21 protein-coding genes are annotated in these 22,929 nt (G+C 42.4%); 8 read left to right on the forward strand and 13 right to left on the reverse strand.

Annotation, left to right across the window (positions count from 1 at the left end; translation table 11 throughout):
* Window positions 1–14 precede the first annotated feature (14 nt).
* Both NO992_RS01245 and NO992_RS01250 read left to right on the forward strand, forming a co-directional pair.
* Window positions 15–689, forward strand: coding sequence for a response regulator transcription factor (locus NO992_RS01245; RefSeq protein WP_371373764.1), 675 nt, complete (start codon window positions 15–17; stop codon window positions 687–689).
* Window positions 689–1,924 carry a sensor histidine kinase gene (locus NO992_RS01250; protein WP_371373695.1) on the forward strand — a complete coding sequence of 412 codons (1,236 nt, stop codon included), beginning with the start codon at window positions 689–691 and terminating at the stop codon, window positions 1,922–1,924. Before NO992_RS01245 ends, NO992_RS01250 begins: the two co-directional genes overlap by 1 nt.
* Window positions 1,925–1,957: 33 nt before the next feature.
* Here the strand turns inward: NO992_RS01250 and NO992_RS01255 are convergent, their stop codons facing one another.
* From NO992_RS01255 to NO992_RS01270, 4 genes are all read right to left on the reverse strand, one after another.
* The gene (locus NO992_RS01255; protein ID WP_371373698.1) at window positions 1,958–2,794 is read right to left on the reverse strand and encodes a MipA/OmpV family protein; all 837 of its coding nucleotides are present in this window, start codon (window positions 2,792–2,794) and stop codon (window positions 1,958–1,960) included.
* A 292-nt stretch (window positions 2,795–3,086) separates the two neighbouring features.
* Window positions 3,087–3,515, reverse strand: coding sequence for a GNAT family N-acetyltransferase (locus tag NO992_RS01260; RefSeq protein ID WP_371373701.1), 429 nt, complete (start codon window positions 3,513–3,515; stop codon window positions 3,087–3,089).
* Between the two features lie 267 nt (window positions 3,516–3,782).
* Window positions 3,783–5,867 carry a ferrous iron transport protein B gene (gene feoB, locus NO992_RS01265; protein WP_371373704.1) on the reverse strand — a complete coding sequence of 695 codons (2,085 nt, stop codon included), beginning with the start codon at window positions 5,865–5,867 and terminating at the stop codon, window positions 3,783–3,785.
* Window positions 5,868–5,885: 18 nt separating this feature from the next.
* Window positions 5,886–6,113 carry a FeoA family protein gene (locus NO992_RS01270; protein WP_010605304.1) on the reverse strand — a complete coding sequence of 76 codons (228 nt, stop codon included), beginning with the start codon at window positions 6,111–6,113 and terminating at the stop codon, window positions 5,886–5,888.
* A gap of 171 nt (window positions 6,114–6,284) precedes the next feature.
* On the opposite strand from NO992_RS01270, the gene NO992_RS01275 reads away from it, so the two are divergent.
* Window positions 6,285–7,316, forward strand: a complete 1,032-nt coding sequence (locus NO992_RS01275; RefSeq protein ID WP_371373707.1) for a LacI family DNA-binding transcriptional regulator — start codon at window positions 6,285–6,287, stop codon at window positions 7,314–7,316.
* Window positions 7,317–7,352: 36 nt separating this feature from the next.
* On the opposite strand, the gene NO992_RS01280 is transcribed toward NO992_RS01275, so the two are convergent.
* From NO992_RS01280 to gtfA, 5 genes are all read right to left on the reverse strand, one after another.
* Window positions 7,353–8,450 carry a hypothetical protein gene (locus tag NO992_RS01280; RefSeq protein WP_253103549.1) on the reverse strand — a complete coding sequence of 366 codons (1,098 nt, stop codon included), beginning with the start codon at window positions 8,448–8,450 and terminating at the stop codon, window positions 7,353–7,355.
* Between the two features lie 94 nt (window positions 8,451–8,544).
* Window positions 8,545–9,744, reverse strand: a complete 1,200-nt coding sequence (gene arsJ / locus NO992_RS01285; RefSeq protein WP_371373710.1) for an organoarsenical effux MFS transporter ArsJ — start codon at window positions 9,742–9,744, stop codon at window positions 8,545–8,547.
* A gap of 6 nt (window positions 9,745–9,750) precedes the next feature.
* Window positions 9,751–10,761, reverse strand: a complete 1,011-nt coding sequence (locus NO992_RS01290; protein WP_039495001.1) for an ArsJ-associated glyceraldehyde-3-phosphate dehydrogenase — start codon at window positions 10,759–10,761, stop codon at window positions 9,751–9,753.
* Between the two features lie 21 nt (window positions 10,762–10,782).
* Complete coding sequence (locus NO992_RS01295; RefSeq protein WP_371373713.1) at window positions 10,783–11,544, reverse strand: metalloregulator ArsR/SmtB family transcription factor; 762 nt, start codon at window positions 11,542–11,544, stop codon at window positions 10,783–10,785.
* A gap of 191 nt (window positions 11,545–11,735) precedes the next feature.
* Entirely contained in the window at window positions 11,736–13,205 is a 1,470-nt protein-coding gene (gene gtfA, locus NO992_RS01300) for a sucrose phosphorylase (RefSeq protein ID WP_371373716.1), read from the reverse strand.
* A 186-nt stretch (window positions 13,206–13,391) separates the two neighbouring features.
* Between gtfA and NO992_RS01305 the strand changes: the two genes are divergently transcribed.
* From NO992_RS01305 to NO992_RS01315, 3 genes are all read left to right on the forward strand, one after another.
* The gene (locus NO992_RS01305) at window positions 13,392–14,618 is read left to right on the forward strand and encodes a sugar MFS transporter (RefSeq protein ID WP_371373719.1); all 1,227 of its coding nucleotides are present in this window, start codon (window positions 13,392–13,394) and stop codon (window positions 14,616–14,618) included.
* A gap of 183 nt (window positions 14,619–14,801) precedes the next feature.
* Entirely contained in the window at window positions 14,802–17,192 is a 2,391-nt protein-coding gene (locus NO992_RS01310) for a TonB-dependent receptor domain-containing protein (RefSeq protein WP_371373766.1), read from the forward strand.
* Window positions 17,193–17,207: 15 nt separating this feature from the next.
* Window positions 17,208–18,179, forward strand: a complete 972-nt coding sequence (locus NO992_RS01315) for a carbohydrate kinase (protein ID WP_371373722.1) — start codon at window positions 17,208–17,210, stop codon at window positions 18,177–18,179.
* 51 nt (window positions 18,180–18,230) lie between these two features.
* On the opposite strand, the gene NO992_RS01320 is transcribed toward NO992_RS01315, so the two are convergent.
* Complete coding sequence (locus NO992_RS01320; RefSeq protein WP_010373774.1) at window positions 18,231–18,602, reverse strand: hypothetical protein; 372 nt, start codon at window positions 18,600–18,602, stop codon at window positions 18,231–18,233.
* Between the two features lie 412 nt (window positions 18,603–19,014).
* Between NO992_RS01320 and NO992_RS01325 the strand changes: the two genes are divergently transcribed.
* Window positions 19,015–19,860 (forward strand): EamA family transporter, encoded by an 846-nt coding sequence (locus NO992_RS01325; RefSeq protein WP_010373776.1) that lies wholly within the window; start codon window positions 19,015–19,017, stop codon window positions 19,858–19,860.
* Between the two features lie 10 nt (window positions 19,861–19,870).
* Here the strand turns inward: NO992_RS01325 and NO992_RS01330 are convergent, their stop codons facing one another.
* Window positions 19,871–20,233 (reverse strand): DUF6176 family protein, encoded by a 363-nt coding sequence (locus NO992_RS01330; protein ID WP_371373725.1) that lies wholly within the window; start codon window positions 20,231–20,233, stop codon window positions 19,871–19,873.
* 258 nt (window positions 20,234–20,491) lie between these two features.
* Here NO992_RS01330 and NO992_RS01335 point away from each other — a divergent pair, with 258 nt between their 5' ends.
* Window positions 20,492–21,436: a bile acid:sodium symporter family protein gene (locus NO992_RS01335; protein ID WP_371373728.1), complete on the forward strand. Its 945-nt coding sequence runs from the start codon at window positions 20,492–20,494 to the stop codon at window positions 21,434–21,436.
* Between the two features lie 9 nt (window positions 21,437–21,445).
* Here NO992_RS01335 and NO992_RS01340 read toward each other — a convergent pair whose 3' ends face one another.
* Both NO992_RS01340 and NO992_RS01345 read right to left on the reverse strand, forming a co-directional pair.
* Window positions 21,446–21,889, reverse strand: coding sequence for a GNAT family N-acetyltransferase (locus NO992_RS01340; protein WP_371373731.1), 444 nt, complete (start codon window positions 21,887–21,889; stop codon window positions 21,446–21,448).
* Window positions 21,886–22,917, reverse strand: a complete 1,032-nt coding sequence (locus tag NO992_RS01345; protein ID WP_371373734.1) for a S66 peptidase family protein — start codon at window positions 22,915–22,917, stop codon at window positions 21,886–21,888. Before NO992_RS01345 ends, NO992_RS01340 begins: the two co-directional genes overlap by 4 nt.
* Between the last annotated feature and the right edge of the window lie 12 nt (window positions 22,918–22,929).

Here is a 22,929-nt window from a genome sequence, read left to right on the forward strand (position 1 = left end):
TTGATGATGCAGCAATTCGTGCATTGATTGTAGAAGACAATCGTGACATTTGTGAAAACATTGCCTCCTACCTTGAAAAGCATCGCTTCATCCTAGATTTTGCTTATGATGGCATCAGCGCTATGCACCTAGCAAACACGAATACGTTTGATGTGATAGTTTTAGACCTAATGCTTCCGGGCATGGATGGTCTGCGCTTTTGCCAAAAGTTACGCACTGAGGCTGATGTTGAAACGCCTGTGCTCATGTTAACCGCCAGAGACACGCTCGATGATAAACTAAAAGGATTTGAAGCAGGGGCTGATGACTACTTGGTTAAGCCCTTTGCGTTACAAGAGCTGCATGCTCGACTTCAAGCACTACACAAACGTAGCCTTGGTAAGAAAGACAAGCTTTTAGTGGTTGACGATTTAACCCTAAATCGCTCAAGATTAACGGTATACCGTGCAGGAAAACGTATTGAGCTAAGCCCTATCAGTATGAAACTCTTGCAACGGTTAATGGAAGAATCACCGTCTGTCGTAACTCGCGATACACTTGAAACTTTATTGTGGGCAGATGAACACCCTGACTGTGATGCGCTTCGTTCTCATATGTACAAACTTAGGCAAGCCATTGACAAACCCTTTAATAAACCACTTATTCATACCATACACAGAGTTGGTTATCGACTTGCCGATGAAGAATAATGATGTATAGGTACAGTTTAAGAAAGCGAGTTGCTATTGCCTTTGCTGTGTGTGTTGCAGTGCTCAGTCTGGTTTGGGGCTTTGCATTTTTTGCCGCAATTAAGCTCAGTGAAGATCGAGTACTAACGCGTCAACTTGAGCATGCGGTTGAAAGCTATCCTACTATGCCAGCGAATCTTCGAACCTATGAACATATCGATAACTTACCTGAACCTCTGAAAATGTGGGCGCAAGCTCGCCCTGAAACCGGCGTATACGAGTTTGAAAGCGCTGAATTACATGTTGCTGTTATTCAGCCAGCCAATTCTTCTCAAAGTGTGTTTATTGTTTTCGATGTTGCTGGTATTGAGGCTGAGTCATCTGAAGACTGGTGGTGGCTACTTGGTATTACTGGTGTAGTGGGAGCACTTGGATTGCTCGGGTTTGGGCTTGGAGTGATTGTGATGCGCAGAGCCTTGGCTCCAGTAACACAACTTGCAAAAGTTGTGTCGAAGATAAATCCAGAACAGCTTACAGATGAAGACCATAAACGTATTGAGGCTAGTAAGTTCGGTGATGATGAAGTCGGCGTTCTTGCTAGAACTTTAGAGCAAACATTAGAGCGGATCGGAGCATTTATCGAAAGAGAACGCTATTTTACAGGAGCTGCCAGTCATGAATTGCGAACGCCTATTACTGTGATAACTGGTGCGTTAGAGTTGCTTGAATTGAGTACTCTTTCAGATACGGATAAAAAAACATTAGCTCGCCTTAAGCGTGCAAATCTCGATATGAAAACCACCATTGAAATGTTTTTGTGTCTAGCTCGTGAAACAGATGATGGTTTATATGATAAGCAGTTTTTTGTTATGCCGCTGCTAAATAAAGCAATTGAACAACAGCATCACTTGTTAAATGGCAAAAGCATAGAATTAAACATTGAGCAATTGGCTAATCCTAAAATTTATGGTCATCCCCCGGCATTTTTTATAACGGTCAATAATATCATTCGAAATGCGTTCGAGCATACACTATTAGAACAGGCTAAGATCTCTATTTTGATTAAGGAAAATGAGCTTTTAATCACTAATCAGCTCAACATTAGACATGATGAGAGTAATACCTCCATCGAGGCAACTTCGGCTCAGGGTTACGGATTAGGTTTAGGTATTGTACAAAGATTATGTGAACGCAATGAATGGTCATTTTCATTGCGTTCTGAGGCTGGCTATATGGTCGCTAGTTTGTCATGGTAAAATTTAAAATTGTTCTGACTCATCCAAAAGGAATTAGGCTTTACTAAAACTTATAAATAACCCCATTACTACCTCAGCTTCAAAATCACTGCGTGCAATAGGGCTATCTCTAACTTCACTACTGAAATATTCAAATAGTGCTTCACCATATATTTGCCAATCACTGTTTATGTTTTTTCGGTAGTTGTAGTCAATACCAAATGAACGTAATCCACCACTTAGTTTGGTTTCTTCTAAGCCTGATGATAGCGATTGCATTTCATTAATACCAAACCCTTTGTTTGCGTAGTCACTGTCGTGTACTACGAAAACTAAATTAACTTCAGAGCCTGTACCGTCAGTTTGCTCACCGAATCGACGACCAACACCAAATAACGCTAAATTTCCTTCATCGCTGGCAACTACACGACTAACTAACCAATAGCGCCAGTCAGGGGTAAATGAGCGGCGAGCTTGTAAAACCAGTTCAAATCCTTCTTCTTGATTACCAAGGCCATCTAATCTGCCATCGTCAGAGTCGCTTTCTTCTCGGCCTTCTTCAAATCCGATCAAAGCACCTACCAGCCAATTGTCACTAAGTAGTCCTCGCCAGCCAATTGCTTCTCCTGCAAAGTAATAAATATTATCACCACTGCGCCATTGCACAGCACCAGCAGGTTGTGCTTCAAATCCAAATTCATCAGAACCTTCGTAAGCGGATTCATATTCAATCCCCAGCCCTAAGCCAAGTGCCCAGCCATCTTCACTCTCGGTGAAATCATCAACAGACGGAAGAGGAACTAAAACAGGATTGTTTTCTTGTGCTATTACTGCGTTATTAAAGGTAGTTTGTATGAGCAGTAAAACAGCTAAAAATATGAGTTTTTTCATATGACTAACTCGATTTTTGAAAGGGATTTTATATAAATATTTATACGTATAAGCGTAAGAAATGGTTCATTACTACTGTTAAATTTTTTATTCGAATGCAGCGTTGTCACAAGAAGAGCCCTAGCCGTTTAGCGATTGGCACCGCCAATATCGCAGCAGCCAAATAGATAGTCGCGAGCAGTAACATAGTAAAGACACCTGTTGTTGTTATCGTCTTTATTATGTTCAGGGTAAGTGTATTTATCCAGTCTTCGTTCTAAAAAACAAAATATAAATGATTAAAATCCAGCAATTAATTTTGTAAATCCGAATATATTGTAGGATGACAGATCTGCATCAAAATACGTGGATCTGGCACCGCTACAAAGCCGAATTTTTCATATAGAGTATGCGCATCAAAAGTTGCCAGCATAAAGCGCCTTAAGCCTTGCAGCTCTGGATGTTCAACCACGGATTGAACAATTGCTTTGCCTACCCCTTTACCTCTGGCACTTTCCTCAACTATCACGTCGGCAAGATAGGCAAAGGTGGCATAGTCAGTTATCACGCGACAAAAACCCTGAAACTCGCCTTTATCATCCAAATACATGAAGCTCAGACTATTTTGAATGGCTTTTTCTAGCAATACTTTAGGCATTTGTTTTGCCCAATAAGAATTAGAGATCAGCGCATGGATAGTATCAAGATGGCGTAAAATTAGAGGAGTATCAGTGGTTATCATTATTGTCCCGGTTAACGGCAAGAATAGAGCTAAAAATTAAGCGATTTTTAGCAAGAAGCAAAGTGAAATTTTCACAGTCATAAATCTTTCATTATTGCGTCACCCTTCCGTCAATAAAGCGGCGTAATCTCCTTTTTGAAGACTCCCCTTGATTGATTTAGAGTTGTTGGCAGTGCTGACTCAGTTAGCACTGCTTTTTTTTTGCTCAATACCAGACATAAAAAACGGCGCTCTAAGCGCCGCTCAATTAACCAAGCTTTTGAATAACTAACCTAAGTTTATTTGATAGGTTGGTGGTTGGTTAAGTTTATTACCCAGTCGGGATAATCCTTTCCACCATGCAAACCCAAACAACAACATCGCTATAATCCAGAGCGAAGCACTCGTTGGCGAGGTGCTTAACTGACTAGCTTGGTAAACTAAAGTCGCCATGATATAAGCAATTGAGGTCGTCCAGCCAATAACAAGCCACATCCATTTACCGCCAGATTCACGTTTAATTGCACCTAATACCGCTACACAAGGGGTATAAAGTAAGATAAAGACAAGATAACTAAATGCACCGATTTGACCATTAAATTTCGCAGCCATTGCAGTAAGTAGCGCAGTGCCACTTTCAGCGCCTGACTCTAATTCGTTAAGTCCTAATGGATCACCAAGGTTTGCGATAAGATCTTTACTATTGTCTACTATGGTCATCAACGCTTCTTTTAACGAAGCCAACAATGAAAACTCTCCACCTTCTTCTTCGACACCGGTATAAAGCGCATCTAAAGTACCGACAATAGCTTCTTTGGCAAACATACCAGTCACAACACCAACCGTAGCAGGCCAGTTTTCCTCTTTTAACCCAATTGGCTCGAAGATTGGCGTGACCACTTGTGCAGCCTTCGCCAAAAGTGACTTATCTGTATTCTCATTGCCAAACGAGCCGTCGGTACCAATCGAGTTTAATGCACTGAGTAAAATAACCACCATGACAATTGTTTTACCAGCACGTTTGATAAAGCCGCTCAGGCGCTGCCAAGTAGTAATGAATATATTGCGCCAAATTGGCATATGATATGCTGGCATCTCAGTAAACGAGGGTAATTTTTGCGTTTTGAATACTTGCTTTCTAAATAAAAAGCCAGAACCTACCGCAACCACTATGCCAAGCAAATACAGACCAAAAACGACATTGGCTCCGTTCGTTGGAAAGAAAGCCGCTGCAAATAACGCATATACCGTCAAACGTGCGCCGCAGGACATAAATGGCGCCATAATAATCGTCAGTAACCTATCTGACTCTCGGCCCATCGTTCTTGACGCCATAACCGCAGGCACATTACAGCCGAATCCAACAATCAAAGGTACAAAAGCATTGCCTGGTAGACCAATGGATGACATCAAACGGTCAATAACAAACGCGGCCCGAGAAAGATAACCACTGTCTTCCAAAATGGATAAGCACAGATACAGCACCGCAATAACAGGGATGAAGGTCGCCACTAATTGAATACCCGCACCAAAACCATCAGCCAATAACACACTTAGCCATTGAGGTGCGCCAATATCTGCCAGCAAGATTTTTACACCATCGATGAGTAAGGCGCCCACGGCGATGTCAAAAAAGTCGATAAATACAGCACCAACATTAACCGCAATAGTAAACATTAAATACATCATGGCTAAGAAAATAGGCACGCCAAGCCAGCGGTTGAGCACAATTTTATCAAGCGTTTCTGTCGTATCTGCACGTTTTGGCGTAATGATACTTACGCCATCAGCCAACTTTTTCACTGCTCGGTGACGAGCAACCGCTTTTTCGAGTGGATCGCTGCTAGTGCTTTCGGTGTTTTCCATCACAGGTGCTTTTGGAAACCGAGTGATCTGTGCGAGTTGTTCCAACAACGCTTCTTGCCCTGTACCTTTAGCACCGTGGAATGGCACTACAGGTAACCCTAACTGTTCAGAGAGTCTTTTTAAATCTAACTTTCTCCCACGCTGTGTTGCGACATCAACCATATTTGCAACAACGAGAATAGGTTTGCCTAATTCTTTCAGCTGGGAAGTTAATACTAGATTTCGCTGTAAGTTTGCGGCATCCACGATGTTAATGATGACGTCAGCTTCATTTTGCTTTAGGAAGTCACACGCGATTTGCTCATCTTGGCTTGGTTCAATTTGTTCCATGCTATAGAGCCCGGGCAAATCTACCAATTCTACGTTTGTGTTTTCTAAAGCAAAATAGCCGAATTTTTTCTCGACAGTTACCCCTGGCCAGTTCCCTACTTTTTGTTTAGAGCCGGTCAGGCGGTTAAATAATGTGGTTTTCCCGCAGTTCGGGTTGCCCACTAACGCAATTTTCATACGTGAGCCCTTAATAACTTATAAAACTTCAATTTCAACGAACTGTGCATCGGCCTTACGCACGCTCACAAAGGTGTCGCCAATTTTCACTTGCATCGGGCATCCAAGTGGGGCGACGTTAATGACTTCTATTTGCTCACCAGGAATAATTCCAAGTGCCATTATTCGACTCAGTAACGCAGTATCTGGATGGGTAAGAGAAGTGATGGTCGCTGCGCTATTTTTGGAAAGTTTATCTAATGTCATTGATTATGAGAACAATTTGCAATAAAAGTATGGGCGCATCATACCTCATTGACTATTTTCTTTAAACTAGATTGCGACAATAATCTATTATTGCTTGTTATTTAAGGTGTTTACTAGTTAAGATGAACTAAACCATTGCCATATGCCTGACTGTATTAAGGGGTCCTGCCAATGAGTAACGACAAAAAAAAATGGACGCTCAAAAGCATTGCGGCGGAATTAGGCGTGTCAAATGCAACTGTATCGAATGCTTTTAACAGACCAGATCAACTTTCTAAATCCAAACGAGAAGAAATTTTAAAAGCCTGTAAAGAATTGGGTTATTTTGGACCTAACAAGGCAGCCCAATCGCTGCGTAAGGGCTCGTTTAACATTGTCGCGCTGGTACTACCCGATAGCGTTGAATATATGGTATCAGATCCCGTTGCAAGTAGCTTTATGCGAGGAGTTGCAAGCGTTTTAGAAGCTCAGCATATTAACCTACTACTGTTCTCAGGCACCGCAGATAATGTCGGAGACATTGTCGATTTCGTCGACGGCTTAATTTGTTATGGCCGCCCGCGTAATCCCAAGTTAATTGAGCATCTTGCGAATGTTAGCAAACAGGTTGTGACAGTTGACTTTGATTTGCCCGCGCGTGCCAGTATTAATATCGACAACCAACAAGCCGCCTTTGATGTAGCGAGTAAAGCACTAAACGACAATAGTGATGTTGCTATTTTTGGTTTGAGATTATTAGACACTGATTTGCTATGCCGCGTATACGAGCAGAACCTAACAGACATAGAGACCTCTATTGCGCATCAGCGTTATAGCGGATATCTCAAAGCCATTGAAGAGCGTGGGTTAACACTTGGCGAAGACAGAGTGTGGAATATTCCTGAAAGCAGCGAAAGGTTTGCAAATATAGCCGCAAAAGAACTACTTAACCTCTCACCAAGGCCTAATACCGTACTGTGTATGAGTGACTTAATTGCACTACCGCTGTTAAGAGAAGCCAAAAAACTTGGTGTAAAGATACCGCAGGAGCTTAAAGTCGTTGGTTTTGATGGCGTTGATGAAGCGCTACGCTTTAGCCCCAGCCTAACTACCATTCATCAAAATAGTGAAGAAAAAGGCCGAGAAGCAGCCAAACTCTTCTTGGATAAAAGCGATGCTAAAGTAATGCTTGGCTATACCTTAAAAATGGGGCAAAGCTGTTAATTGCCCCAAGCTAAATACTTAAATATGAGAAGCTCCTTACGGACAACCGCCTTCCATTTCGAAAAGCACCTCTCCCCAAGGATCATAGAAAGTCCATGTACAAAACTCTCCACCTACACCTCCACCAGAATTGCGACTTGGATATCGCCCAGTAGCTGGCGGTAAATCAATAGCACCATCTGAAGTATCACTACTTTTCACACTCGCTTTTCTATATATATTAAGCGTTTCGATAATGCAATTCCTCATTACGTTTTGGCTTGCAGGACTCTCCCTTAAATGGCGCACGGTTATTCCTGCAAATTTCGTCATGTCTTTGTTTAAATCCATGCGAATACCATTACTAAACTCTAAATTATATACCACTCTATGGTTGCCATTCAGTGCATCATGAAACTCTATATCTATCATTCTTCTTCGCGGTACATACTCTACTTGATCTTTAAATCCAACACTTCCCAAACCTATCTTGAAGCCAAACTGAGTAACACGAGTAGTCTCAAATGCCGCCCCTAAGCTACCATATTCTTCAATTAATTCATTTTCCGCACGTCTTCGTAGAGTCGTTCTTGTCCTATCGTCGAAAGCGAGTTTTGCAGCTCGGGTAATAGCTTCATTTTCACAGTTATTTTCAGATAACGTTTGCTGGCGGCTAGTGCTAGTATCGATAGCCAGCGTAGATTGCATACTTGATGAATTATACTCTTGGGAAACTATCGTTGTTGCTCGGCCCCAAGCATCATAAGACTTGATTAACTCGTCCGCTAATGCATTTGCATGATTTGGTACAGGTAAAATTTGACTTAGAAGCTCCATTTCCGCACTAACCCCTCCTTGATTAGCATGCCATAACTTATAAAGCCACTTCAGCTTCGAGTTTGCATTGATAATTGAGACTTCTTTAGTATCAGAGCAACATTCTTGGATGTGCTCTCTACCAATTACTCCTTCATTTTCATAACACGTCAGTACTGGCAGATACTTTTTAGCAAAGTTTTCAGCGTTACTTGCATCACAAGTATAATATAATTCCGAATCATACATTTCTCTGGCTGAAGCTTCAGCTGTAGCAACCTTAGTTAAAGTTAATATAGCCGCTAGCACCAAACTTGAAACTGACAGGTATTTATTCACTTATATTCTCCTTAATATATAGTCAGCTGAATAAATCCAGATTAGTAAAGCATGAAACCATATAAGGAACAAGAATATTCACAAGCAAACACATTTACCTAACAATTTTGTTTGAAATCAGTCCTGCTGTGATTAAGAATATACAAGATATTACTAAACAAGCCGCTAAGCCATACTCCAAAAAGATCCAACCTGACAGTACTGTACCGAGTAATCGCCCGATAGCGTTCGCCATATAATAGAAGCCCACATCAAGTGACACTCCATCACTATCAGCCAAACTCACAATAAGATAGCTGTGAAGAGATGAATTGATAGCAAACACAATACCAAAGAGAAAAAGTCCACCTACTACGGCTAAGCTTGTCCAGAGCTGCGCTTGAAGTGAGATAGCAATCAACAGCGGAATAGCCGCTAAATACAACGCCCATCCGCTGACTTTACTTGGTGTTGATGCAAACGTATCACGACTAATAAATCTAGGAGTTGTTGATTGCACGATGCCATAACCGATAACCCAAGTAGCCATAAAGCCACCAACCCACCAATGATCCCAACCGAACTGCTGCGACAAAAAGACTGGAAGCGCAACCACAAACCAAACATCCCGTGCGGCAAACAAAAACAATCGCGCGGCAGATAGCATATTAATTGCTCGGCTTTTTGAAAATACATCACTAAATTTGGGTTTGCTTTTAGCCTTGCCTAAATCGCTTTTTAAGCTGATAAGGCTAAACAGCCACACTAATAGCAACATGATTGCCATCAACCACATCGCGCCGGTAAAGCCAAGTAAGGTAAGCAACAACCCGCCAAGGAAAAATCCGACGCCTTTTAGCGCATTTTTAGAGCCGGTAAGTATTGCTACCCACTTAAACAAGGTCCCTTCTTCACCCGATTTTACGATGGCCTTTATCGCACTTTTGGCACTCATTTTATTGAGATCTTTGGCAATACCTGAGAGCGCCTGCGCTGCCATAACATAAGGCACGGTGAGCCAGTGCGTTGGTGCTACCAACATCAATAATGCCACTATTTGTATGCCTAACCCAATATTCATGGTGCGGTTTAAGCCAATGCGTGCGCCAAGCCATCCTCCAATTAAATTGGTGACAACACCAAAAATTTCATAAAAGAGAAATAGCATGGCAATTTCAAGCGGGTTATAACCCAATTGATGAAAATAAAGCACCACCAACATTCTGAGCGCACCATCCGTTAAGGTAAACGCCCAATAGTTGCCTGTCACAATGAGGTACTGCTTGATATCTTGAGGTATATTGCGCAGCTGCATAATGTCTTATTCGCCTAACGACAATCCGACTTTACGTACTAATTCCGCGGTACGATTTGCATAACCCCACTCGTTGTCATACCACACGTACAGCTTAACCTGAGTACCATTAACTACCATTGTAGATAACGCATCGACGATGCTAGAGCGAGGATCCGTTTTATAGTCAATAGAAACTAATGGTCTTGATTCATAACCTAAAATTCCGTTAAGCTCATTAGCAGCAGCTTGCGCCATCCAGTGGTTAATCTCTTCCACTGTGGTTGGCCGTTCGACCTCGAACACGCAGTCTGTTAATGAAGCATTCGCCAATGGAACACGAACGGCGTGACCATTTAGCTTACCTTTTAATTCAGGAAAGATATGGGTAATAGCAGTCGCTGAACCCGTTGTTGTCGGAATTAAACTCATGCCACAGGCCCGCGCGCGGCGTAAATCCTTATGTGGCGCATCCAAAATGGTTTGCGTGTTGGTGATGTCATGAATAGTTGTCATCGAACCGTGTTTTATGCCGATATTTTGTTGCAATACTTTTACCACGGGCGCTAAGCAATTCGTGGTACAAGAAGCGGCCGTAACAATTTGGTGGGGCATGTCGTCGTATAGATGGTCATTCACTCCCATCACGATATTCAATACGCCTTCTTCTTTTACCGGTGCCGTAACAACAACACGCTTAACGCCTTGATCTAAATACTGTTGCAGCAAAGCTTTGGTTTTCATTTTTCCGGATGCTTCGATCACGACGTCACATTGAGACCAGTCGGTTTGCGCAATCTCTTTGTTTTGAGTCACCGACAACACAGTTTCACCTATTTGGATCTGTTCATCTTGAAAAGACACACTGTGATGCCATTTACCATGGACAGAATCAAACTCTAGCAAGTGTGCTAGGGTTTCTGCATTGCCCGCTGGATCGTTAATTTGTACAAACTCGATTTCAGGCCAGTCAAAGCTAGCGCGAAGCGCCAAACGCCCCATTCGACCAAAACCATTGATCCCTACTTTAATCGTCATAAGAACTCCAAAATCTAATTATTAGTTACAGCAAGTTGCCATGCGTGTTGGCCGTTCGCCCATCGCATTTAGCCTCACTAACTCAGCTTTTATATAATCTGGTTGATGCATAACCGTGGCGTTTATCACCGCCTTCATCCATAGCGGTAGCGTTGGGTTTATAGAATAAAATACCCATTGTTTTTGCTTGCGATCACATAGAATTCCAGCCTTCTTCAGCTGCGCTAAATGCCGCGAAACCTTGGGTTGGCTATCTTGTTCAAGCGCAGCCATTAGCTCGCAAACACATAGCTCACCTTCCACCATCAACATGGCAAGCGTTTTTAAGCGGATCTCATCCGCTAGGGATTTATAAAATTGCAAGGGTGTAAGTAGCGTATGTTGTGGCTTACCTTCGCGTAGTAGGGAAATAACTTGTTCATTGATGTCGAACAAGGTTTGCTCATAAGCATTACTGCAGCTTCGCTCAGCTGGACTCGCAATATCCCACGCAAGGACATGCTCCCCTTGCAGCTTACCTTCGCATTCAGATTGCACTTCAGAGCATAAAGTTACCACCACATCAAAGTGTTCGTCCTTATACTCATTGAGGTGTTTGCTGTACAGATTGTCCGTATTAACCCCTAAATGGTGTAGCATTGAAAGCGTAGTCGCATTCACACTGCTTGGCTTAGTACCTGCACTATAGGCATGAACATCCGAACCACCATGAAAGTTAGCTAGCGCCTGTGCTAAAATTGACCGCGTTGAGTTCCCAGAACAAAGAAAAAGTAGCTTCATCATCGCATAACAAATTAATTATATAACTTTATTGTTATATAGCTAATTCGCTATGTCAATAACGCTTTATTGATATTTATCTATACATAGCAGCTCACCTAAGATTGCGAGCTGCCACCGAGAATAATTGACTTAATCGATGTTGAGGTATTTAAAGCCAGCTTTCTACGCGCAACTTTGGTTCCTAGATATGGTTAGGAAAGCAGCGATTGAATGTTATAGTCCTGTTCTATGGCGTTTTCAGAAATCTTAATCACGGCTTCATCTTTTGCGAGATCAACTCGCAACTCCGCTTTGGCATTATTGCCCTCCCAAGTTATAACCAGATCTGAGCCTTGGCATGTTAATGCAAAATTGCCATCAAATGCACAACTAGTATTACGCAGTTTAATTAGTGTTTGCAGACCTTTCACGACAGGTTTATCGAGTGCGGCTTCCACCATCGCTACATCCAAATAAGGTCGGTTGATATCGCGTCCAACATTACTTTTTTCTAGGAGCACCATGTCATTTTCCATAGCCAATAGACCACCGTAATAAACTTGTGGTACTCCAGGGCAAAAGAACTGAATTGCTCTTGCTACCAAATAATAAAAATCATGCTTCCCTAAGGCTTCATAATAACTGCAATTGACTTGATACAAGTCAACATTGCTCGCTGCAGCGCCGGTTGCCTTGCGACTTTGGCCTTTACTGTTGCTATGGATTTGCTCAACCAAAGCATCAATTTGATTAGCATCGAGTAACCCTGGTTTATCCCCTTCAGGCCCGGCATCAATAATGCCAATTCCGTCATGAGTATCCAGCACGGTTAGACAGTTACGCGGCGCAATATCCAACCACTTGGCTAAAGCCGAGAAATCTTTATTGAATAAACTGTGTAAAATAAGCGGAGGGAGCGCAAAGTCATAAACACGGTCGACTTTGCTGGCAACCTCCACTTGAGTTTTGTAATAACTGTGAATTTCGGCAATGGTTTCCATGCCAAGCTCATTGGCGCGCTTAGATAATTGATTAATAAAAGCAAAGGCCTCATCAGTCATAAAACAGCTGGTATTTGCGCGTTTGATTGCATACCCTGCGGCATCTAGTCGAATAATTTTCACTCCACTGTCTGCAAACAATGTTAAGACTTTTTCTAAATAAGCGCGCCCCGCTTCTGATTCAACATTAATATCAATTTGGTTATCAGTAAAAGTGGTCCAAAAATCCACAACTTCGCCACTCGCTAACGCCTTTTTAGAAAAGCAACTTCCCGGCCTCGGACGATAAATTACTTGCGCTTGTGCTTGCGTAATCCCATCAGGAAAGACATCTTTCTCTTTTAAAAACATCGACCAAAACGGTGACTTTTGGCCATGAGCCAACACATCTGCAAATTCCGCTGACTCTCCTGACACATGATTAACGATAAGATCCGCCATTACCTCACAGTGCTTGGCAATCAACTTAATATGTTGCCAATCGCCCAATCGTTCATCAACTTTGGCATGATCAATCGGGTCGAAACCTGCGTCACTGCCATCAATTGGGTAGTAAAAAGGCAAAATGTGGACACCACCAAATAGTCCAGCTAACGGGCCCGTTAGTAACGTATTTAATTGTGCAAGGCCGCCGCCAGACAGGCGATCAGCATACGTGATCAACTGAACTTGGTTTTTCATAATTTACTCATTAAAAAAGTTGAGACTTAATCGATTAAGTTATATCTTTAATCATGAACAAACAATAATCAAGTTTTATCGTAGCGTTCTACTAAAAATAATTCGCTTAATGCAGATTAGTATTACACTCAGTCTTATGTAAAGAAGTAGACCAGCTACATAACAAAGCCCTTCAAGAGGTGAACAATGAGCAGCAAGTCGAATCACACTCAGCTCAACACATTGCGCTGGTTAACTTATATGATGTTTTTGATGTTTGCGATGACATCAGACGCCGTTGGCGTGATCATTCCAACACTGATCAGCGAATATCAACTTAGCATGACCCAAGCTAGCGCCTTCCACTATGCCCCAATGATTTTAATTGCCTTTAGCGGCTTATGCTTAGGATTTTTGGCAGATAAAATAGGCCGTAAGCTCACGGTGTTAATTGGCCTTATACTATTTTCATCTGCATGTTTTCTGTTCGCACTGGGTGAAACTTTCACCATGTTTTTAATGCTTTTATGTGTCATTGGGTTAGCCATTGGCCTATTTAAAACAGGTGCCCTCGCTCTTCTAGGTGACATTTCTAACGGCGCACAAGAACATACTCAAACCATGAATAAAGTCGAAGGCTTCTTTGCCATCGGCGCGATAATTGGCCCTGCAATTGTCAGTTATCTATTGATACAGGGGGTGAGTTGGACCTATCTTTATGTGCTTGCTGGTGGGCTGTGCTTAATACTCAGTATCGTGACTTTAAGCACTGAGTTTCCCAAGTTTAATACCGCTCATGCACAAAACAATGCAGGCCTATCTCATACAGCAGCCATGCTCAAGAACAAATATGCACTTGGCTTTTCCCTCGCCATAGCACTCTACGTTGCAACTGAAGTCGCAATTTATGTCTGGATGCCCACTTTATTACAGGATTACCAAGGTGATTTAACTTGGCTTGCAACTTATGCGCTCACCATCTTTTTTATTTTACGTGCAATAGGTCGCTTTATGGCTGTATGGTTACTCGCTAAGTATCGTTGGCAAAGCGTAATGCTAACGCTGAGCTTTGCTATATTTGTATGCTATTTTTTAACTTATCTTTATGGTGTTAATGCCGCTATCTATACGCTCCCGCTAAGTGGTTTATTTATGTCTATGATTTACCCAACATTAAACTCAAAAGGGATCTCTTGTTTTGACAAAGCTCAGCATGGCTCTGTTGCTGGTGTGATGCTATTCTTCACCGCGCTTTCTGCTGCGCTAGCACCACTTCTGATGGGCATGGTGAGCGATTACTTTGGCCATGTTAGCTATGGCTTTGTACTTGCGACTGGGTTTGCATTTTTACTCTTTGCGGCCATGTTGTACAACTGGTTAAAGGACCCTGCCCGCTTACCATTGAGCAAAAACGCTAAGTTGCAGCGAGTGTAACCCCTCCAACCACAAATATTTCGCGGGTTAAAATTCATAAAAACCAAAGCATTAAAATTTTGTTTGAATTATTGATTAATTTTTAATTGCAACCAAATTAAATTGTGCTAAAAATAAACTTAATCGATTAAGTTTATTTTTAATAGACCGCACGAGTTTGACAACGATAACAAGAGGCAAATGATGACAACAATCAAAACCACCCTATTTACACTCAGCGCACTCACGCTTGCAATCTCTCACTCGGCGGCCGCTGAAGAAAAAGCACACACAAAGCCTGCCGATGGCTTCGAGAAAATAGTCGTAACGGGTGTTCCAAAGCGAACAACCATTATGGAATCGAGTGTTTCTGTTAGCAGCATAGGGCTGGAGCAAATCTCTGTTGCAACCCCCAGAACTACCGCTGAAGCATTCAAACTAATTCCTGGTGTAAGGTCAGAATCAACCGGTGGTGAAGGTAATGCAAATATCGCTGTACGTGGTCTTCCTGTCGCATCCGGTGGCGCTAAATTTTTGCAGCTACAAGAAGATGGCTTGCCGATTCTGCAATTTGGTGACATTGCTTTTGGTAACGCCGATATTTTTATGCGCCTTGATAATACCGTGGAGTCAATCGAGTCTATTCGTGGCGGCTCGGCTTCGACTGCCGCCAGCGACGCTCCCGGAGGTATTATTAACTTGATTTCAAAAACGGGTGAAAATGAGTCAGGCAGTGTTGCCACCACGTTTGGTTTAGATTATGACGAGTTTAGAACTGATTTTGAGTATGGGAGTTATTTAAGTGACGACATAAAATTTCATATTGGTGGCTTTGTGCGCCAAGGTGAAGGCCCACGTGACACCGGCTATACCGCAAATAAAGGCGGCCAACTCAAAGCCAACATCACCAAGGAATTTGAAAGTGGCTACGTTCGTTTGTATATAAAACACCTTGATGATAAAACAGCAGGCTACCTTCCTATGCCTATGTATTCTAATGGCAACTCCATCAGCGGCTTTGATGTACTGTCAGATACCCCTCACTCTGTTTATTTCACCGCCACGCAAGGCTTAGGTGGTAACAATCAAATTCGTCAAGGGGATATGCGAGACGGAATGCACCCTGTTGTTGATAGTATCGGCTTTGAAGCAAATTTCAAACTAGGTAATGACTGGCAAATCGAAAACAGGTCCAGAAAGTCGAGTATCTCAGGCACATTTATGTCGCCTTTCCCTGCTGAGGTCGCTAATAGCCAAGCAATTGCCGAGAGCATAGCCGGTACCGGTGCAACACTCACCTTTGCCAACGGACCAAAAGCGGATCAAGCGTTCAATCAAGCACTACTAATGCGCGTTCATACCTTCGAAGTGGAAATGAATGATTTCGACAACATCATGAATGACCTAAAGCTCACCAAATCATTTGGTACTGACACGTCACTCACCTTCGGCTATTTCATGTCATCGCAAAATATCAATATGTCTTGGTTATGGAATTCATACTTGCTCGAGGTTAAAGGAGATAACGCAGCGCTTGTCAACGTGGCCGCTGCGGATGGCACAGTATATTCTGAAAACGGATTATATGCCTACGGTACGCCCTATTGGGGAAATTGCTGTCAGCGCAACTACGACACTGAATACGATACTCGTGCCCCATATATCGCCTTTTCAACAAAGCTCGGCGATATTTCAGTTGATGCGAGTGTGCGTCATGATTCAGGTAAAGCGACAGGTACATTTGCAGGTGCTGTAACATCTCGTGTAGATATCAACCGTGATGGCACTATTTCAAAGCCAGAGGAGCAAGTTGCGGCCATCGATCTCGCTAACCCCAATGTAGTTAATTACGATTGGAGCTACACAAGCTACTCTGTCGGCGCAAACTACCAAATGACCTCTAGCAGCGCCATATTCGGCAGATTCAGTGAGGGCGGTCGTGCAAATGCAGACAGACTATTGTTCGGTAAAGTGAATATTGATGGCAGTGTTGCTGATGAAGATGCTGTGGATGAAGTGACACAATATGAATTTGGTATCAAACAAAAGTTTGAACAAGGTCGTCTATTTGCAACTTTATTTTACGCCGAAACAGAAGAGCAAAACTTTGAGGCAACCAGCCAAAAGTTCTTTGACAGGCAATACGAAGCACAAGGTATTGAACTTGAAAGTGTCTATTTTATTGGCTCCTTCGACTTACGAGGTAGCTTAACTTGGACTGATGCTGAAATCGCAAAAGATGCACTCACTCCCGTAGTCGAGGGTAACACGCCAAGGCGGCAAGCTGACTTTGTTTATTCCTTATTGGGTAAATATAACTTCGATCAAGGTGCTATCGGTTTAAGCCTCATCGGCACCACTGACGCGTACGCACAAGACAACAACGAGTTAAAATTTGACGGTTACACTCAGGTCAACGCGTTTGCAAGTTATGATCTGACTGAACGCTTCAATATCGCGTTAAACGTAAACAATCTCTTTGATACCACTGGATTAACAGAAGCCGAGGAAGGCGTAATTCCAACTAACAATATTATTCGCGCTCGCAGTATTAACGGCAGAACTACGTCTGTCACTTTAAAATACCGTTTCTAATTAGGGGTAGTAGTTATGCAATTAACATGTTTTGGCGAGATGCTTATCGATTTGTTACCTACCGGCGACGGTAGCTTTAAACCTATTGCTGGCGGCGCTCCAGCGAATGTGGCGGTAGGCTTTGCTAAACTTGGTGGCAGTGCTCGGTTTGTGGGAGGCTTCGCTGAAGATCCCTTTTCGCTGCAATTAAAATCAACCTTGGCGCTATATGCTGTTGGAACTGAATATTGTGTATCCATAAGTGGAGCGCAAACCGCCTTGGCCATCGTCCACCTCGACGCCCAAGGAGAACGAAGCTTTTCGTTTTACCGCGACAATACCGCAGATATTGCAATCCGCCCAAAAGACTTTGAGCATTTGCAATGGCCAGATCACGGGATATTTCATTTTTGCTCAAACACGCTTACCGATGCAGAAGTTACAAGTACCACCATGGCGTTATTAAAGTCTGCTGCGGCTCATAATCAATTAATTTCATTTGATGTTAACCTGCGCTTGAATCTATGGCAGGACTTATCTTGCTTATCCGAACGTATAGAAGCTTGCTACCCCTACGTCGACATATTAAAAGTGAGTAAAGATGAGCTGAGATATCTTGCTGAAGAAAAGAACATGAGAGAAGCTAGCTATTTAGATTGGTTACTTAGTATCGGCGTACAAGCGGTGATCTCAAGCGATGGGCCAAATCCTTGCAGTGTATTAACAGCTAAAGACTTTTATTCCGTCGCCTCTCCTACTATTGATGCGGTTGATACAACCGGCGCTGGGGATAGCTTAATGGCAGGGTTTCTATTTCAACTCAGCCAACACGGGATCTCAAAAGATACACTCGTGCAAAACTTCCCAACCGTAAAAAAGGCACTTAGCTTTGCTGTGAAATGCGGTGCGTTTACTTGTGAACACAAAGGTGTCATGCCCTTTATGCCAACGCTTATAGATGTGTCTGAACGGTTTTCTTCCTTCAACCCTGAGGCTTTGTTAGGTTAATACCTAAAGCGGGAAAAGGTTTTCCCGCTGTTTTATTATAAAAATCGAGGCTTAGAAACCTGTTTCATAGTCAATATGAGCAGAGTTTGTCGTCTCGTATGTACCATCAGTATAAAGAATAGTTGCAGTCGCATTGTACTGACGATAAGCACGAATGGTCATGTTACACGTTGTACCACCGCTGCAACTCGCATCACCATTCCAAATTACTTTGCTAATCGCTTTAGTGGCATTTGCGATATAGAATTTACCAGAAGTTGAATTACCGAAAGAAAAATCAATTCCTGAACAATAGCTAGTGCCGTTACCCGATACATTACCACCCGACTTAACATTGAGAGAGCATCTTAAGTCAGCAGCTTGAGAACTAAACGACAGGGTACCCATTACTACCAATGCTGAAGCAATTAATACTGTTTTCATTAATATGTCCTTTATTTATGTATTAGTTTACAACCAACTGTATTGGTCAAAAAACAACCTAACACAACAATAGTAAGAAACTCAATTATTTTAACCTATAATAAACCTTAAAATTACAAACAATTCAAAAGGCATTAAATCGAGTAAGTTCATGAGAAGTGATATAAACGGTGAAGAGACAAGCTATAGAGTATCGAAATAATAGACTAAATAAAAAAGGCCGCAGCGGCGGCCAAACACATCATGGGTAAAACAATGAAGGGATGTAAGTGTGAATACACGAGTCATTCTATGTGAATTATCATAAATTAAAATCACATTATAAAGATTGTTATCATCGCTTTTTTCGAATGGTCTATTTCTGCTACGCTCGTGATACAATCGCGAAATTAAAAACTACAACAAATTGTCTATGCCATTACTTTGGATTGTTACTTTACTTTGGGCGTTCTCATTCTCTTTGATTGGTGTTTATTTGGCAGGCCAAGTCGATGCTTGGTTTAGCGCTTTGTCTAGAACCTTGCTTGCAGCAATTGTGTTTATTCCATTTTTGAAATTGAACTCGGTAAATAAAGAGTTGATAATCAAGCTGATGGCAATCGGTGCAGTGCAGATTGGTCTGATGTATGGCTTTTACTATCATTCTTTTTTATACCTAAGCGTACCTGAAGTGTTGCTATTCACTGTGATGACACCCATCTATATTACTGCACTCAATGACTTACTAAACCGGTCGTTCAATGCCACCTTCTTGCTGTCTGCGCTCATAGCTATCATTGGTGCAATCACCATTAGATTTACAGAGCTTACAAGCGACTACCTTTTTGGCTTGCTTCTAGTGCAAGGCGCAAACCTTTGCTTTGCAATAGGCCAAGTAAGTTACAAACGCTTAAGTAACCATTACCAGCTGGTACATCACCAAAGCTTCGGTTTTTTCTTTATTGGTGCGTCCCTCGTGCTCGCCATTGGGTTTATGTTATTCGGCAATCCCCAGCAACTCCCAAGTACTAATCTACAATGGGGAATACTGATTTATTTAGGCTTGATTGCTTCAGGTGTAGGATATTACGTCTGGAACTTAGGACTGACCCGCGTCTCGGTGGGTGAGCTCGCGGTAATGAACAATGTGCTGATCCCAGCTGGGATCATTGTCAATTTGCTGATTTGGAACCGGGAAGCTGACCTCATTCGTCTTGGAATTGGCAGTACCATTATTTTTGCGGCATTGCTCTATAGTAAAAGCGGTGTAAAAGTATAGCCGCTTTGACTTATTTACCGGATTCGACAGAGTCAAACTCCATTTGTGAATTGAAACACGCCAAGGCTTCAATATCTTGATATGGCTCTGTTGACCAACATGTTTTTCTAAAGCGCTCATACACTTCACGAAAAGGTGTACAAATTAGCTCAGATTCATCCATCATAATACAGCTAAAGTCTTCAGACTTTACTATGATATAGAGATACTCACTTCCGCCTTCTTCAGCAAAAAATACGGAATCCCAAAAGTAGCCTTTCTGTCGCATCTCTTCTCTCGGAAACGCAATATTATCCTGCATATAAGCAAGTAATTCATCCACTTGAGGACGAGCATTCAAGTTTAATTTTATCTTTAGCAGTTTTGTTTCCATGGAATAAGATTAACTCCTCCAACCTTTAACCATTTTGGTACTGAGCATAGCTTCCTTCATTTTTTATTCCTATTTTCTACTTATCATTTTCGTAATAACGACTATACCTAATTCCCCCAAACGGGCCCAACTATAAAATTAGTAAAATGTAACAAGCTGTTTTGCTTAAGATAACCATTAACGCCCATGAGCCAGATCTACCGAGTTAGGTATTTGACGAAAATTTCGTTAATATCTAGAGAAAAATAAAGTAAAAATATGATGACAAGAATCGTACAACTATTCCCTCTTTGGGCCATTATTTGCTCAGTAACCGCTTATCTTTTTCCGACTCTATTTAGCGCGTTTAAAGGCAGTATTATTCCGTTATTAATGTTGATCATGCTGACAATGGGTTTAACCCTGACTACAAAAGATTTTTTACGCGTGCTCGACAACAAAAAAGCCATGTGCATTAGCGTGCTGCTTCAATTTACAGTGATGCCAAGTGTTGCCTACTTGATTGCAACCACAATGAGCTTAGAAACTGACCTACTAATTGGTATGATTTTAGTGGGCACGGTTGCTGGCGGCACGGCAAGTAACGTTTTGTGTTATCTCGCCAAAGGAGATGTCGCGTTATCGATTTCTATGACCGCGATTAGTACTTTACTCGGCGTGTTCTTAACGCCACTACTAACCACATTGATGATAGGCCAGGTGGTTGATATTCAGTTTTCTGATATGTTGATGAGTCTGCTAAAGATTGTGCTACTTCCTGTGGCTGTGGGCGTTGCTTTCAATACCTTGCTTGCCAAACCACTGGCGCATTCTGTTATCAAAACAACTCCGATACTACCTTTACTTTCAATGCTTTCAATCGTTTTTATCATTGCGGTGATCGTTGCTCTTAATCAACCTAAACTTGAAAGCATCGGGCTCGTTATGCTGGTTGCAGTGATCCTGCACAATACCGCAGGGCTACTTTTAGGCTATTTCATTCCAAAACGGCTCGGTTTTGACGAAAAAGTATGTCGCACCATGGCCTTTGAGGTGGGCATGCAAAACTCGGGGCTTGCTGTTGCGCTTGCCATGAAGTTTTTTACTCCTGCGGCGGCCGTAGCAGGTACCCTATTTTCTATTTGGCATAATGTCAGCGGCTCAATATTAGCAGGAATATGGCGACGAAGCGCCACCAGCTCATCTGATAACAATAAAGCCTAACATCAAATGTTAGGCTTTTGGTAATTGCTTATAAAAGTGAATTTTGCAATCTGATGAGCCGTGGATTTGTTCACATTTTACAATCTGGTAATCGCGGCTTATTAGCATTAATAGCATGTTTTTAAATAGATTTCTCGACTTTACTCTGATAGCGCTATAGCCTTGCGTTTGGCACCACGTTTCTTGCATCATCAACAGCTGCTTGGCAATACCCTTACCGCGATATTCTGGCACTACCGCGCCTAACCAGCTATAAAACTCGTTATTTGGCAGTTCGTGGCCCAACTTATATCCAACAGGCATACCTTGAACGTACGCCACCAGCAACAAGTGCTGTTTATCTCGCAGTTTGTCTACGACTTCCTCACCCTTTCTTGGCGTGGCAAATTCAGGAATTTGGTTTTCTATCGCAAGGAGGTCATCTATCGAGCCGACTTTATATTCTAGATTCATATTAATGTCTGTGTAATTGAAAAGGTATCGCCAACAGTCACTTCGGCATAAGCGCCGTTAATCAGCGTTAAATTCGGCGCTTGATGGCCTATATCCACATCGTATAGCACGGGGAAATCGCAACCAGTAAAGACTTTTTGCAATGCATCTAGGTGCGTCCAGTCACTATCTTTTGCCAGCGGCTCTGGATTTCGACCAATCAAAACTCCAGCGACTTTCGAAAACCAACCTCGTAATTTAATACTTTGCAGCGCACGATAGTATGCCGCTGGCGGCATTTCACCATTTTCAAAATATAAGATAATCGACTCATCAGGGTGCGCCTGTGAAAAAGCGTCCAGATCAAAATATTCCGTACCAGCCAATAACATGTGAATATCCAAACAGCCGCCTAATAATCGACCAGCAAACTGCTGCCGGTGATTGCCAATGGCCAAAATACGCCATTGAGTGCTAGCGGATAAGTTAAATCCAGCATCGGGAAAGTCAACAAAACTGAGTGGCTCAGCTTCAAAATGTGTCGAGGGAAATTGCGTAAAAGAGTCATTAGGCGCGCGCCTCAAATGGTTAAAAAGTCCAACCGTTAATGCGTCTTGTTGATGGACATTTAATTGCATAAGGTTAGTCGCATGCACGCTTGCCCAGCCTAGTTTGCAAGTCACTGCGCTCAGCAAAGTGCTGACATCAGAGAAACCGATGAGCCATTTTGGCGGAGCATGCGCCAACTTCTCCCAATCAAGCAATGTCAGTAAATCCATTGCAATTGCACCGCCCCATGGCGGCATAATCGCGTCTATTGTGTCATCGAGTAAGTATCCCATAAGCTCATTCGCACGGGTTTTGACATCCGCGCTAACGTAGTTGTGGTTATCTCGCAGGCATTCACCAACCACGAGTTCAAAACCTTGTTGCGCGAGATAACCCAAAGCGTTGTCTAATCTCTCGTGCATAGCAGCAGGTACGCCCGCTGAGAATGCCGTGATCGCAATTTTACTGCCCGCTTTCAACGGTTTAGGATACTTCATCATGATTTCCGTTAT

Source organism: Pseudoalteromonas sp. DY56-GL79, assembly GCF_041414765.1.
GTDB lineage: Bacteria > Pseudomonadota > Gammaproteobacteria > Enterobacterales > Alteromonadaceae > Pseudoalteromonas > Pseudoalteromonas piscicida.